This is a genomic window from Actinosynnema sp. NPDC059797 (assembly GCF_042732085.1).
Taxonomy (GTDB): domain Bacteria; phylum Actinomycetota; class Actinomycetes; order Mycobacteriales; family Pseudonocardiaceae; genus Actinosynnema.
In genome coordinates this window covers 1-14135 of record NZ_JBHWIE010000193.1, presented here as the reverse complement: position 1 = coordinate 14135, position 14135 = coordinate 1, and the positions used below count along the sequence as shown (strand labels likewise).

The window sequence follows — 14135 nt, the reverse complement described above, 5'->3', positions numbered from 1 at the left end:
GGCACGCCCTCCTCGGCGGACGCGTGCAGCACCGACCCCGACGGCGCCCCCTCCAGCGCCAGGCGGAACAGGCGCGCGGCGTCGAGCCGGTGCACGGCGGGCCAGCGGTTGGCGCCGTCGCCGACGTGGCCGGAGACGCCCTTGGCGCGGGCGATGCCGACGAGGGCGGCCATGAAGCCGTTGTCGCCGTCGCCGTGCACGGTCGGGGCGAGGCGCACGACGGACGGCCGGAGGCCGCGTGACGCGAGGTCGACCGTCACGCGCGTGGTGGCCAACCGGCCCTGGAGCGCGCCGCCCGGGTACTCGGCGGGGTCGAGCCCGTCCTCTTCCGTCGCCACCCGCCCGGTGGTGACGCCGAGCAACCCGGAGGCGATGACGAGCGGCCGGTCGGAGCCCGCCAGCGCCTCGCCGAGCACCTCGATGACGCGGCGGTCCGCGTCGACCGCGCCCTGGTAGTCGCCGGAGAACGCGACGTCGTGCTTGAACGCCAGGTGGATCACGCCGTCCGACTCGGCGGCCGCGGCGGCCAGGCCGTCGAAGTCGTCGAGGGTGCCGCGGTGCACCCGCGCCCCGGCCTCCGCGAGGGCGGCGGCCGAGGTGTCGGAGCGCGCCAGGCCGGTGACCCGGTGGCCCGCGCCGATCAGCTCGGGGACGACGGCGGAGCCGATCCAGCCGGACGCGCCGGTGACGAGGACGTGCACGAGGACCCCCAGGTGAGGCCGTCCCGACGAGGGCGGGACGAGTTGATGACAGTGGATGACATCAACGTAGCAGCGATGTCAGCCACTGTCATCAACTATGCTCCGGACATGGGTCGATGGGAGCCGAACGCGCACGGCCGGCTCGAACGGGCCGCGCTGGAGCTGTACTGCGAGCGCGGCTTCGAGCAGACCACGGTGGCGGAGATCGCCAAGCGGGCCGGGCTCACCGAGCGGACGTTCTTCCGGCACTTCGCCGACAAGCGCGAGGTCCTGTTCGGCGGGTCGGGCGAGCTGCACGCGCTCCTCGAACGCACCGTCGCCGACGCGCCGGACCACGTGACGCCGATCGGGGCGGTGTCCGCCGCCCTGGAGGCCGCCGGCGCCACCCTGGGTGAACGCCGCGAGCAGTCGCGGCGGCGCCAGGCCGTCATCGACGCGAACCCGGAGCTGCGGGAGCGCGAGCTGATCAAGCTCGCGTCCCTCGCCTCGACGCTCGCCGGCGCGTTGCGCGCCCGCGGCGTCCCCCGGCCGACCGCGAACCTGACCGCGGAGGCGGGGATCGCCGTGTTCAAGGTCGCGTTCGAGCGGTGGCTCACCGAGACCGACCGGGACGACCTGCCGCGCCTCGTCCGGGAGTCCTTCGACGAGCTGAGGGCCGTGGCCGCGGGCAGGTGACGGCGCGGGAGCGGCCGCGGGCTACCGTGCCGACCATGGACGCGGACGAGTGGTTGGCCGACACCCGAACCTCGTACGACGCGGTCGCGGCCGACTACGCCGACCTGGTGCGCGGCTCCCTCGCCGGGCACCGGTACCTGCGCGCGGCCCTGGCGCTGTTCGCCGACGACGTCCGGGAGGCGGGCGGCGGGCCGGTGGCCGACGTCGGCTGCGGTCCGGGGCACGTCACCGCGCACCTGCGCGGCCTCGGGCTGGACGCCTTCGGCATCGACCTCTCCCCCGGCATGGTCGACCAGGCCCGGCGCGACCACCCCGGCGTGCGGTTCGAGGTGGGCTCCATGACCGGGCTGGACCTGCCCGACGCCTCGGTGGCGGGCGTGCTCGCCTGGCAGTCGCTGATCCACGTGCCCGACGAGCGGGTGCCGACCGCCTTCGGGCACTTCCACCGGGTCCTGCGCCCCGGCGGCCCGTTGCAGTTGCTGTTCCACGTCGGCGACGGGACCCGGTTGAAGACCAGCGGGTACGGCGGCCACCCGATGAAGGTCAACGTGCACCGCCGCCCGCCCGAGCGGGTGGCGGCCTGGCTGCGCGACGCCGGGTTCGCGGTCGAGGCCCAGTTGCTGCTCGACCCGGTCGGGGAGGCGCCGCAGGCGTTCCTCTGCGCGCGCCGCGAACCCTGATCCGCGCACGAGGGTGGGCTCGCCGCGCCGGTGGTGGTCGGCAGGTGCGGCGGCGTGGCCGGCAGGTGCGGCGGGCTCAGCCGGCCCGGTGACGTGATCAGCCGGCGTGACCAGCCGGCGTGACCAGCCCGCGCGACGACGTGGTCAGCCGGCGCGGTTCTCGTACGCCGCCCGGCTGGCCTCGATCTGCGGCACGTGCTCCACGGCCCAGCCCGCCAGGGCGAGCGCGGGCGGGATGAGGCTCCTGCCCTCCTGGGTCAGCGCGTACTCCACCCTCGGCGGCACCTCGGCGTGCGCGGTCCGGGCCACCAGCCCGTCGCGTTCCAGGTTGCGCAGGGTCAGCGTCAGCATCCGCTGGGAGATGCCCGGGACCTGCTCGTGCAGGTCGCCGAAGCGGAGCGTGCCCTGGTCGAGGGTCGCCACGACCAACAGCGTCCACTTGTTGCAGATCCGGTCGAGGATCGCCCGGAGCATGCGACCGCCGTCGCCCCGGATCAGGCAGGTGTGCTCCTGCTGCGGCATGACAACTCCCTGTGCGTAAGGCACACGCGTGTGCCTTTTGTAAGCCCTTCGACAGTGACGCATCATGAGGCCCCTCAATGCCGTTGGCCATTCCCGGTCACCGGCGTCACAAGGGGGAACCGTGGACGTCGCCTACTGGATCGTCGCCGCGCTGCTGGCGCTCTTCTACCTCTACGCCGGCGGCAAGAAGGTCGTCCAGGACCGGGAGCGGCTCCGGCCGATGATGGGCTGGGTCGACCGGGTGCCCATGCCGCTGGTGCGGGCCATCGGGGTGCTGGAGGTGCTCGGCGCCCTCGGTCTCGTCCTGCCCCCGCTGACCGGGGTCGCGCCCGCGCTCGCCGTCGCCGCCGCGGTCGGGCTCGTGCTGGTCCAGGTCGGCGGCATCGTCGTCCACCTGTCCCGCGGCGAGGCCCGGCAGACCTGGCTCAACGTCGTCCTGCTGGTCGCCGCCGCGGTGGCCGCGTGGTTGGCCGTCGCCCGGGGGTGAGCCGCCGGGCCGGTGGTCACCTCGGCGCGATCCCCGGCAGGCCCCGCGCGACCGCGGCGGCCAGGTCGCACAACGCCTTCACGTGCGGTCGGTGGTCGCTCTCGCGGCGGGCGACGACGGCTTCGCTCAGGCCCGACTCCGGCAGGTCCAGGAACCGCAGGGGCGCGTCCGGTATCGGTGGGCGGTTCCGGGCGATCTCCGAGCACATCGCGACCACCCCGGGGTTGTGCACGAGGGTCTGCGCTATCTCCGGCACGGTCCACGCCTCGGTGACGTACTGCGCGGGCGGCGCGCCGTTGCGGAAGTCGTTGAGCAGCCAGTGGTCCGCCACCTCCGGCGGCGTCCGCGCGGGGCGGGCGGACAGGATGGGCAGGGGCAGCACGTCGGCCAGGGATGCGGTTCGGGCGTCGGCCAGCGGGTGCGCCTCGTGCACGACCACCACCCGGCGCTCCCGGTACAGCACGTGCCACGCGTGCCGCGCGGGGTCCAGCGGCAACCTGGTGAACACCACGTCCACCTCGTCCCGCGACAGCGCGGTGTAGGCGCGGGCGACCGGCAGTTCCGCGCGGAAGTGCAGGCGCACGCCCGGGAACGCCGCGGCGAAGGCGTTCAGGGCCGACTGGGTCAGCGCGCCCGCCGCCGCGTAGATCATGCCCACCCGCAGGTCGCCGGTCGCCTGCCGGGCGGACTCGCGCGCGGCGCGGACGCCGTCGGCGACGATCATGATCGCCCGGCCGGCCGGCTCGACCAGCACGCGCCCGGCCGGGGTCAGCCGGGGCCCGCCCGGCAGCCGGTCGAACAGCGGGTGGCCGATGGTCCGCTCCAGGGCGCGGATCTGCTGGCTGAGCGTGGGTTGGCTGACGTGCAGCCGGAGGGCCGCCCTGGTGAAGCTCTTCTCCTCCACGACCGCCAGGAAATAGCGCAGGTGACGGAGCTCGACCATGGCCATCCCCCTCGCGGATGCGCTCCTGGACGAACGGTAGTGGGAGGAGGCCGGGGATGGTCACGGCCTATCGGCTGATAGTCGCTGCGTCTTGGACAGTGGGATCGGGCGGGCCCGACACTGGGACGCACCGCCCTCCCGCCCCGGGAACGACCCGGGCGCCCCCGGTGAAGGGACCACCATGGAAGACCCGACCTGGCGGAAACGCCTCGGCGCGCTGCTCGCGGTGCTCGCCACCGCGGTCCTGGCGTCCACCGCGTCGACGGCGCTGGCCTCCATCCCGCACTCGTCCACCGGCGTCATCACCGCTTGCCACAACAGCGCCGGTGCGCTGCGCGTGGTGGACGCGCAGGCCGGGAGCGCCTGTGTCGCAACGGAAACCCGGATCGAGTGGAACGCCACGGCGATCACCGCGACCCGGTGGGTCGTGGGCGCGATTACGCCGTTGCCGCGTGGCGCCGGCATCGCGCAGCCGACCGCCAAGCGGCTGGCCGCCGGGTCGTGGGTCATCACCGCCGACGTCCTGATCGCGAACAGCCTGGACCCGCCCACCTCATTCCGGTGCTACGCGCAGCAGGCGAGCACCCGGGGGTTCCTCGGTGGGCAGCTCCAGGACTGGGGTGGTGCGGGCGGTTGGCACCGGACGCTGACCATCAGCGCCTCGGTCACCCTGGCCGCACCGGACTTCGTCGACATCTACTGCTCGCACGACCAGGCCTTGCCCGCCGGAGGGGTGCTCCAGGCCGAGAGCGTGGACGTGATCGCGCAGCGGGTCGTCGCCCTGAACTGACCGGCGAGGGGGTTCCCGGCGGTCGTGCAGGGCGGCGGCCGGGGATCCGGCCGGCGGGCCTGGGACAAGGGCCTGGGACAAGGGCCCGCCGGTCGTCGGGTTCGGCGGTCAAGCGGATCCGGCGGTCAAGCGGGGTCGAGCACCACCGGGAGGGCGCGCCAGCCGGTGACCGTCAGCGAGCGCCGGGGTCGGAGGTCGTCGGCGGGAATCGCCCTGGTGTAGCGGGGGAAGCGGGTCAGCAGGTGGCGCAGGGCGATCTCGCCCTCCAGGCGGGCCAGGGGCGCGCCGATGCAGAAGTGGAGGCCGTGGCCGAAGGCGAGGTGGCTGTGCGCACGGCCCGCGTCGAAGGTGTCGGGCGCGGCGAAGCGGGCCGGGTCGCGGTTGGCCGACGGGAGGCTGACCAGGACCACCTCGCCCTCGGGGATGGTGGTGTCGCCCAGCCGCACCGGCGCGGTCGTGAACCTCGGCGGGGTCAGGGACACGGGGCTGGTGAGGCGGAGGAGTTCGTCGACCGCCCGGGGGATCAGGTCCGGGTCCGCGACGAGGCGCGCTCGGGTGGCCTCGTCGCGGAGCAGCCACTCGGCGGCGGAGCCGATCAGGCCCGCCGTGGTCTCGTGGCCCGCCACTACCAGCAGCAGGCAGGTGCCGAGCAGCTCGGCCTCGGTGAGCCGGTCGCCGTCGTCGCGCGCGCGGGTCAGGGCCGACAGCAGGTCGTCGCCGGGGTGCGCGCGCTTCTCGGCGATCAGCGCGGTCAGGTAGGCGGTGATCTCCTCGGAGGCGGTGAGCATGTCGGCCGTCCCCGCCTCGCCCATCAGGTGCTGCGACCACGTCCTCATCCGCGCGCGACCGTCCTCGGGGATGCCCAGCAGCTCGCAGATCACCGTCATGGGCAGCGGGAACGCGAAGTGCTCGACCAGGTCGACCTCGCGGTGGGCGGGCATCGCGTCGAGCAGTTCGGCGGTGAGCCGCTCGACCCGGGGGCGCAACCGCTCGACCCGGCGCGAGGTGAAGTCCTTGGCCAGCAACCCCCTCAGCCGGGTGTGGTCGGGAGGGTCCGTCAGCAGCATGTTGCCCCGGTACAGCGCCGACAGCCGCGGCTCGCCGCCGGCGGCCTCCAGCTTCGCGGACATGATCTCCCCGAGGCGGCGGTGGTCCTTGGCGACGCGCTCGTCGGCCAGCACCGCCCTGGCCGCTTCGTGACCGACCACCACCCACACCGGGAGCTTGTTCGGCAGCACGGCCCGGTGCACGGGGCCCTGCTCCCGCAACGCCCGCAGCGCGGGGTGGGGGTCGCGGAGGTAGTCGGGGCCGAAGAGCGCGTCGGTCATCCCGTGATGATGCCGTTCGCCGCGAGGCGCGGGAAGCGGTCTCAGTGCGGGTAGGCCCGGCGCGGCCGGAGGGCGGCCCCGGCGCGGTGGGCCTCGATCGCCAGCGCCACCTCGACGGCGGTCGCGGTGTCCCCGATCGCGCCCAGGTAGCCCACCGCGCGGGCCAGGGCGAGCAGGTCGACCGCAAAGTACGTGGCCATCAGCGGGTTGACGAACAGTTCGCCGCCCGCGGTGCGGGTGGTGAACCGCACGTCGCCGAACTCGCCGCGGAGCGCCGCCGCGATCTGGCCGTTGACGATGCTCGGGCGCCGCGGGGTGGCTTCCTGGGCGTGCGCGACCGCCTCCACGTAGGCCCGCGCCTCCGGCGAGGACGAGGGGATCGACAGCGCGCCCAGGTAACCGCCCGCCCGGTCCAGCGCCGCCAGGTTCTCCAGCACGTGCGCGTGGCACACGCCGTGGTGGGCGTCGACCCCGAAACCCAGGCACACCACCAGCCGGTCGACGCCGTCGAGGGCGGCCACCGCGGCCAGGCTGGTCATGTCCTCCTCCGGGGTGCCGATGCCCTCCTCGTCCCCGCGCATCAGGATGTCGGTGCCGCCGTCGACCAGCACGACCGCGTCCACGCCCAGCAGGTCCACCAGCGCCCGGTAGGCGTCGGTCAGCGGCCGCACCCCGGTGCGGGGGAAGGCGTGCACCGTCGAGGGCAGGCCGCGGCCCGCCAACCACCGCGCCAGCACCCGTTCGGGGAAGTACTCCTCGCCGCCCGCGCTGCCCGGCCCGACCGCGGCCACGTCGGGCGCGACCCAGTCGTCCAGGTCGAGCCGGTCCAGGTCGCTGAACGACAGGTTCGCGAGGTGGACCCGCTTGCCCAGGCCCCGCAACGCGAACACCAGCGGCAGGCCCGCGTACACGTCGAACCCGCCGCCGGCCCCGGCGACCAGCACGCTCGACGCGGGGGCCAACCGGTCGAACAGCGGGGGCCGTGCCAGTGAGAACACCCCGACGATCATAGGCGGGTCGCGGTCCTCCCCTCCGCTCCGGCGAAGCGTTGACCCGACGACACCGCGACGTCTAACGTCGGTCCCGGCGTGGCCCACGCCCAACCCCCACCGGCCGACCCCGGCGCGGTCCTCGCGGGGGCAAAGGGACTTCCCGTCTCGGGTCGCTGTCGTTGTCCGCCCGTCTCGGGCGTGGTGGTCGCCGGGGGACGCCGCCCGAGCAGCGGGAGGGCCCCATGACGACGAACAGGAACTTCAAGCGCAGGGTTCGCGCCCGCGCGGCCAAGACCGGCCAGTCCTACACGACCGCGCTCGCGCACTTCCGGCCGGCTCCGGCGGAGGACCTCGCGCCGGGCGCCGGGCGCGTGCGGCTGGCCGTGGCGCAGACCGCGCTGCGCGGCGACCCCAGCGCCGACGGGGTGCGGGACAGCGGGAACGACGTGCGCCGGCTGATGCGCGAGGCGCACGCGGCGGGCGCGGCGCTCGTGCACTTCCCCGAGGGCGCGACCTGCTCCCCCGACAAGCACGTCCTGTCCTCCACCGGCCCGGACGTGGTCGGTCCGGCGGACTGGGGGCGGTTCGCGTGGGACGTGCTGCGGCAGGAGCTGGCGGCGATCGCGGCGCTGGCCCGGGAACTCCGGCTCTGGACCGTCCTGGGTTCGCCGCACCGCCTGACGCCGCCGAACCGGCCGCACAACAGCCTGTACGCGATCTCCGACCGGGGGCGGCTCGTCACGCGGTACGACGAGCGGGCGCTGTCGAGCACCAAGGTGACCCACATGTACGCGCCCGGGTCGCGGCCGGTGACCTTCGACGTGGGCGGCCTGCGGTTCGGGCTGCTGCTCGGGATGGAGGTCCACTACCCGGAGCTGTTCCTGGAGCTCGAACGGCTCGACGTCGACTGCGTCCTGTTCTCCACGGCGGGGCCGGGCACGCCGACCGACGACGGGGTCTTCGCCGCCGAGGCGCGGGGGCACGCGGCTGCCAACGGCTACTGGGTCGGCTACGCGGGACCCGCGTCCGGCGTGCCGTCGGGCGTGCTCTCCCCGGAGGGCCGGTGGGTCGCCCGCTGCCCCGAGGGCCGGCCCGCCGTCGCGGTGGCCGACCTGGACCGCGACCCCGGTAACCGGGCCCGGCAGTGGCGGCGGGAGGCCCGCTCGGGCATCTACGAACCGCGCTTCGTCCAGGACGACCGCAGGAGCGACGACCTGCGCGCGTTCTGACGACCCGCGTTCCGGAGCCGGGCCGCCGAGACCCCGCGGGGACGCGCCGGCGGCCGCAATAGTGCGTTGAACCCGGCACGGATGTCGGTTCTGGTGTCCGGTGACGGGTCGGGTTCACGTGCCGGTGTCGGGCGGATGGGCGGTGGCGTTGGGCGGGGACCGCGGTGATCACCAGGTCGGCGTCGCCTCCGGGTCGGCGGTCCTGTTCCAGGCCGGGCGGGACGTGACGGTCGTCGGCCCGGTGGCCGGCGCGCCCTCCCGGGTGGTGTGGCCGGTGCGGGCGGGCGTTCCGCCGCAGCTCGCCGAGCCGCACCAGCCGCGAGGCGTCCGGTTGGCGTTCGAGGACGCGCTGGCGACCGGCGCGGTGGCGCTGGTGGGCCTGGGCGGGGTGGGCAAGTCCCAGGTCGCCGCGCGCCACGCGTGGTCGGTGTGGCAGGACCCCTCGGTGGGGTTGGCGGTGTGGGCCTCGGCGCTGACCCGGGACGGCGTGCTGACCGCGTACGCCGACGCGGCGCGCAAGGTGCTGTGCGAGGACGACCCGCACATCGCGCGGCGGACGCCGGAGCAGGCGGCGCGGGCGCTGCGGTGCTGGCTGGCGACGACCGGGCGCCGCTGGCTGGTGGTGCTCGACGACGTCCAGGAGCCGGACGACCTCCGCGACCTGTGGCCGCCGCGCCACCACCTGGGCCGGACGGTCGTGACCACCCGCCGCCGTGACGTGGTCCTCGCGCGCGGGCGCGGCGTGATCGGGCTGGAGGTCTACACCGAGCAGGAGGCGGCGCGCTACCTGGCGCGGGCCCTGCCCGGCGAGGTCGTGGCCGAGGCGGGTGAGGAGCAGGTGCGGGCGCTGGCCGGGGACCTGGGCCTCCTGCCGCTGGCCCTGGCCCAGGCCGCGGCGTTCATCGCCGACCGGCCCCTGCTGACCGTCCGGGAGTACCGCCGCAGGCTGTCCGACCGGCGGCGCACGCTGGCCGAGGTCATGCCCACGGCCGCGGAGCTGCCCGACGAGCACCAGGCCACCGTGGCCGCGACGTGGTCGCTGTCCGTCGAGTTCGCCGACCGGCTCCCGCCCGCCGGTCTGGCCCGGCCGCTGCTGGAGCTGGTGAGCCTGCTCGACCCCCACGGCACGCCGCGCGCGCTGTTCACCAGCCCGCCCGTGCTCGCGCACCTGGCCGAAAGCACCGGCCGCGAGGTCGACGACGGCACGGTGGAGGACGCCCTCGCGTGCCTGCACCGCCTGCACCTGATCGACCTCGACCCCACCCACGCCTCCCGGACCGTCACCGCGCACGCCCTGGTCCAGCGCGCCGTCCGCGACACCCTCGCGCCCGACCGCCTCCACCGGCTGGCGCACACCGCCGCCGACGCGCTGCTCTCGATCTGGCCCGACATCGACACCACCAGCCCGGACACGGCCCAGGCGCTGCGCTCGGCCGCGGAGGTCCTGCACGCCCGCACCACCCCGGCGCTCTGGCACGGGCAGGCCCACGAGCTGCTGCTCCTGGCCGGGCGGTCGCTCGGCGAGAGCGGCCAGGTCACCGCGGTGGTCGCCTACTTCCGCGACCTCCACCGCCAGGCCCTCGCCCACCTCGGTCCCGACCACCCGGACACCCTCGTCGTCCGCCACAACCTCGCGTCCTGGCGAGGGCAGGGCGGCGACGTGGCCGGCGCCCTGGGCGACTACCGGGCGCTGTTGGCCGACTGCCTCCGCGTGCTGGGCCGCGACCACCCCGACACCCTGGTCACCCGCAACAACCTCGCCCACTGGCGGGGCACGGCGGGTGACGCCCCCGGCGCGGTCGCCGAGCTGGAGGTGCTGCTCGCCGACCACCTGCGCGTGCTGGGCCCGGACCACCCCGACACCTTCGGGACCCGCAACAACCTCGCCGACCTGCGCGGGCAGGCCGGTGACGTGGCCGGCGCGGTCGCCGGGTTCGGGACCCTGCTGACCGACCGCCTGCGCGTGCTGGGCCCGGACCACCCGCACACCCTCGTCACCCGCAACAACCTCGCCCACTGGCGGGGCGAGGCGGGTGACACCGGCGGCGCGGTCGCCGAGCTGGGCGCGCTGCTGGCCGACCAGCGGCGCGTGATGGGGCCCGACCACCCCGAAACCCTCGTCACGCGCGGCAACCTCGCGCTCCGGCAGGGCGAAGCGGGTGACGCGGCCGGCGCGGTCATCGGCTACCGGGCGCTGGTGGCCGACTTCGACCGGGTGGTGGGCCCGGACCACCCCGACACCTTCATCGCCCGCGGCAACCTCGCCCACTGGCTGGGCCGGACGGGCGACGTCGGCGGCGCGGTCGCCGAGCTGGAGGCGCTGCTGGCCGACCACCTGCGGGTCCTGGGACCGGAGCACCCGAACACGCGCGTCACCCGTGCCAACCTGGCCCACTGGCGCGGAGCCGACCCCCGCACCTGACGACGGCACCCGACGCCGGCACCCGACGCCGGCACCCGACGACCACGGCGCGCCGGTGGCGGCCCCGCCGGGACGGGGCCGCCACCGGGTTCACCAGCCGGTCCGCCCGGCCCCGTACGGGTACAGCGGGTTGCCGTAGTCGGTCGGCACGGGTTGGCCCGCGTTGATCCTGGCCTTGATCTCCGCCCGCTGGGCCGCCGTGGCGCCCAGGTCGTACGGCACGTCCCACGCCTCCACGGCGTCCGCGGGCACGTCCGTGCCGCCGGGCCGCAGCACGTCCGACAGCGCCCTCGGCAACTGCCACGGCAGCTTCCCGCTCGGCGCGTAGTCGCCGAACAGCAGCGACGCCAGCGCCGGGCCCATCTCCTCGCCGCCCCGGTAGGTGACCACGATCGCGTCGACCTGCTCGTGCCACTCGGTGATGACGTACGGCCGGGGCAGCACCAGGGCGACCACGACCGGGATGCCGCGGCTCTTGAAGTCCCGGATGAGCGCCAACTGGTCCGGCGGCAGGTACGGCTGCTCCTTCACCCAGTTCGTGGCGTGCGTGTAAGACGCCTCGCCGACCGCGACCACCGCCAGCTTCGGCGACGGACCGGTGTCCTTGTGGACGTTCACCCCGACTTCGGCGGCGCGGTCGCGGATCGCCTGGTACATCGTCCGCGAGCCGTACTCCTGGTGGAAGAAGCTGGTCCAGATGCAGCACGCGGCCGTGTCGTCCGCGCGCGGGCCCGCCACCACGATGTTGTCACCGCGGTTGAGCCGCAGCGGCAGCACGCCGTTGTTCCGCAGCAGCGTCATGGCCTCCCGCGACGCCTGGTTGGCCAGCGCCGCGTACTCCGGCTTGTGGAACCGGTACGGCCCGTTGACCGGGTCGCCGTAAGGGTTCTCGAAGACGCCGAGCTTGAACTTGATGCGCAGCACGCGCCGCACCGCGTCGTCGATGCGCGCCGCCGGGACGGACGCGGTGAACTGCGCCATGCTGAAGCCCGTCGCGCCCGGGTCCGCGCCGCCCATCACGTCCGACCCGGCGTTGGCCGCGCCGATCCAGCTCCCCGAGGGCAGCCAGTCGGTGGTGATCAGGCCCGTGTACCCGAGGTTCTGCCGCAGGTAGGCCAGGATCTTGGCGCTGTCGCCCGCGCCGGGGCCGCCCGGGTCGAGCAGGGTGCTGCCCGCGTAGCCCGGCATGATGTTCACCGCGCCGGCCTCCATCGCGGCCCGGAACGGCGCGGTGTGGTACTTGACCGTCACCTCGTCGAACACGATGACCGCCTCGCCGCCCGCGCCCTCGCCCGGCCAGTGCTTCACCGTGGCCAGCACGGACGCCGGGTTCAGCTCCGGCCCGCCCTGCAACCCCGTGACCAGCGCCCGGACCTGCGCCGAGGCGACGTCGGCGCTCTCGCCGTTGCCCTCCTGGATGCGCGGGTACAGCACCTTCGTGCCGACCTCGGCGAGCGGCCCGAGGACGCCGCGCGTGCCGACCTCCAACTGCTCGCGCCGCTGCACGTCGCCCAGCTTGTGCGCCAGCGGGTAGTTCTTCGCCGCCGCCAGCGCGCTCTGCAACGGGTAGGTCGTCTTGTACCCGGCGATGGTGTCGCCCGCCGACACGAACGGGATGCCCAGGCGGGTGCCGGACGAGGCGAGCAGGGCGTTGTGCAGGTCCTGCGCCTCGGCGGGTCCGAAGTGCCACCCCGACCGCGGGAACGCCTGCGCGTTGTAGAACAGCTGGTACGCCTTCTCCTCTACGGTCATGCGGCCCATCAGGTCGGTCACCCGGGCCTCCACGGGCTGCCGCCAGTCCTCGTACGGCTCGATCGCGCCGTTCCGGTTGAGGTCGCGGCTGCCGTTCACGACCCGGATCCCGTCGTCCACAGTGGACAGCGTCGGTCGGTACAGGCTGAACGTGCGGATGGTGGACGCGCTGGTCGCGCCCGCGCCGTCCACCGCGACGACGAACCACCGGTAGGTCCAGCGGTCGGCGATGTCCCACGTGGGCGTGTAGGTGGTGGCGGTGGTCTCGGCGACCTTCGTGTAGAGGTCGAGCAGGTTCCCGGACGCGGTGAAGTCGTAGTCGGCGCGGCTGAGGTTGAGCCACACCTGGTAGCGGACCGCGCCGGGCGACGCCGCCCACGAGAACGCCGGTCGGCGGGTGGCGGTGACCATCGCGTTGTCGGCGGGCGCGCTCAGGGCGAAGCGGCCGGTGTTCGCCGGGGCCCTGGTGGGCGGCGACAGCATCGGCGGGGTCGTGGCCGAGGAGTCGACGGTGCCGAAGACCTGGAGCTCCCACAGCGACACGCCGTAGCCGGTGGCGCGGGCGGTGGCGAACAGCCTCAGGTAGCGGCCGGAACCGGAGACGGCCAGGCGTTCCACGCCGCCCGCGCCGGTCGTGGTGGCGTAGACCTGCGTCCACGTGGTCGCGTCGTTCGACAGCTCGATCCGGTAGCCGCGGGCGTAGGCGCCCTCCCAGGTGAGCACGACCTGGTTGACCGAGGCGACGCCGCCGAAGTCGACCCGGATCCACTGGTCGTCGGCGAACTGGCTGGACCAGCGGGAGTTCGCGCGGCCGTCGAGGGCGGCGGCGGGCGCGTTGCCGCCCTCCCAGCTGGAGGCGGCGACCTGCTTGTACTGGGAGATCGGCGTCGCCGGGGCGGCGGTCCGCCCGGGGTGCCGTAGACCTGGAACTCCCACAGCGAGTAGCCGTAGCCGGTCGCGCGGGCGGTGCCGAGCACCCGCACGTAGCGGCCGGAACCGGAGACGGCGAGGTGCTGCGTGCCGCCGGTGCCGTTGGTGGTGGTGTGGACGGTGCTCCACGTGGCGCCGTCGGCGGAGGTCTGGACCTGGAACGCGGTGGCGTGGGCGACTTCCCACACCAGGGAGACCCGGTCGATCGCGGCGGTGGCGCCCAGGTCGACCTGGAGCCACTGGGGGTCGCTGAACGCGCTGGCCCAGCGGGTGGTGGTGCTGCCGTCGGTGGCGGCGGACGCGGGCGTGCCGGCGTTCTCGGTGGAGGAGGCGGTGGTCGGCCGGCCCTGCGAGAGCAGGGCGCTCTGGGCGTCGGCGCGGGTGGCGGCGAGCTGTCCGGCGACGAGCGCGGCGACCACGGCGAGCAGGGGCAGGACCCGGCGGCGTTGCCGGGTGGGCGCAGCGGGCATGGCGACTCCAGGCAGGGGCGTGCGCACCGCGGGGGTGACCGCGGTGGAGGGGCGGGGACACGATGGGAGAGCGCTCTCCCACGAGAGAACTTCACCTGGCCGGTGGAGTCAAGGGATTCGGGGACCGGTTCTCGACCCCGGGCCGCCGCCGTCCCGGCCCGGGCCGGTGCGCGGGGCACGCACGACAGCTCCCGACCGCACGCGACCGCAGCAG

12 protein-coding genes and 1 pseudogene are annotated in these 14135 nt (G+C 74.9%); 6 read left to right on the top strand and 7 right to left on the bottom strand.

What is annotated here, in order from left to right:
* On the bottom strand, positions 1–701 hold a 701-nt coding region (locus tag ACFV4N_RS29935), incomplete at its 3' end, for an NAD-dependent epimerase/dehydratase family protein (RefSeq protein ID WP_499675967.1).
* Positions 702–809: 108 nt separating this feature from the next.
* Between ACFV4N_RS29935 and ACFV4N_RS29930 the strand changes: the two genes are divergently transcribed.
* On the top strand, positions 810–1376 hold the full coding sequence (locus ACFV4N_RS29930; RefSeq protein WP_499675966.1) for a TetR family transcriptional regulator: 567 nt from the start codon (positions 810–812) through the stop codon (positions 1374–1376).
* A gap of 35 nt (positions 1377–1411) precedes the next feature.
* Positions 1412–2056, top strand: coding sequence for a class I SAM-dependent DNA methyltransferase (locus tag ACFV4N_RS29925; RefSeq protein ID WP_499675965.1), 645 nt, complete (start codon positions 1412–1414; stop codon positions 2054–2056).
* 144 nt (positions 2057–2200) lie between these two features.
* Here ACFV4N_RS29925 and ACFV4N_RS29920 read toward each other — a convergent pair whose 3' ends face one another.
* On the bottom strand, positions 2201–2578 hold the full coding sequence (locus ACFV4N_RS29920; protein WP_499675964.1) for a winged helix-turn-helix transcriptional regulator: 378 nt from the start codon (positions 2576–2578) through the stop codon (positions 2201–2203).
* A 121-nt stretch (positions 2579–2699) separates the two neighbouring features.
* Here ACFV4N_RS29920 and ACFV4N_RS29915 point away from each other — a divergent pair, with 121 nt between their 5' ends.
* Positions 2700–3065 carry a DoxX family protein gene (locus ACFV4N_RS29915; RefSeq protein WP_499675963.1) on the top strand — a complete coding sequence of 122 codons (366 nt, stop codon included), beginning with the start codon at positions 2700–2702 and terminating at the stop codon, positions 3063–3065.
* A gap of 16 nt (positions 3066–3081) precedes the next feature.
* On the opposite strand, the gene ACFV4N_RS29910 is transcribed toward ACFV4N_RS29915, so the two are convergent.
* Positions 3082–4008, bottom strand: a complete 927-nt coding sequence (locus tag ACFV4N_RS29910) for a LysR family transcriptional regulator (protein WP_499675962.1) — start codon at positions 4006–4008, stop codon at positions 3082–3084.
* A gap of 181 nt (positions 4009–4189) precedes the next feature.
* Here ACFV4N_RS29910 and ACFV4N_RS29905 point away from each other — a divergent pair, with 181 nt between their 5' ends.
* Positions 4190–4798 (top strand): hypothetical protein, encoded by a 609-nt coding sequence (locus ACFV4N_RS29905; RefSeq protein WP_499675961.1) that lies wholly within the window; start codon positions 4190–4192, stop codon positions 4796–4798.
* Between the two features lie 125 nt (positions 4799–4923).
* Here ACFV4N_RS29905 and ACFV4N_RS29900 read toward each other — a convergent pair whose 3' ends face one another.
* Together ACFV4N_RS29900 and ACFV4N_RS29895 are read right to left on the bottom strand one after the other, a co-directional pair.
* Positions 4924–6126 carry a cytochrome P450 family protein gene (locus ACFV4N_RS29900; RefSeq protein ID WP_499675960.1) on the bottom strand — a complete coding sequence of 401 codons (1203 nt, stop codon included), beginning with the start codon at positions 6124–6126 and terminating at the stop codon, positions 4924–4926.
* Positions 6127–6167: 41 nt separating this feature from the next.
* On the bottom strand, positions 6168–7124 hold the full coding sequence (locus ACFV4N_RS29895) for a DUF1152 domain-containing protein (protein WP_499675959.1): 957 nt from the start codon (positions 7122–7124) through the stop codon (positions 6168–6170).
* A gap of 236 nt (positions 7125–7360) precedes the next feature.
* On the opposite strand from ACFV4N_RS29895, the gene ACFV4N_RS29890 reads away from it, so the two are divergent.
* Entirely contained in the window at positions 7361–8347 is a 987-nt protein-coding gene (locus ACFV4N_RS29890) for a carbon-nitrogen hydrolase family protein (RefSeq protein WP_499675958.1), read from the top strand.
* 100 nt (positions 8348–8447) lie between these two features.
* The gene (locus ACFV4N_RS29885; protein WP_499675957.1) at positions 8448–10769 is read left to right on the top strand and encodes a tetratricopeptide repeat protein; all 2322 of its coding nucleotides are present in this window, start codon (positions 8448–8450) and stop codon (positions 10767–10769) included.
* A 90-nt stretch (positions 10770–10859) separates the two neighbouring features.
* On the opposite strand, the gene ACFV4N_RS29880 is transcribed toward ACFV4N_RS29885, so the two are convergent.
* Together ACFV4N_RS29880 and ACFV4N_RS29875 are read right to left on the bottom strand one after the other, a co-directional pair.
* Positions 10860–13457 carry a glycoside hydrolase family 3 C-terminal domain-containing protein gene (locus tag ACFV4N_RS29880; protein WP_499675956.1) on the bottom strand — a complete coding sequence of 866 codons (2598 nt, stop codon included), beginning with the start codon at positions 13455–13457 and terminating at the stop codon, positions 10860–10862.
* 50 nt (positions 13458–13507) lie between these two features.
* Positions 13508–13921: pseudogene (locus ACFV4N_RS29875) on the bottom strand (discoidin domain-containing protein); the annotation flags it as partial.
* Between the last annotated feature and the right edge of the window lie 214 nt (positions 13922–14135).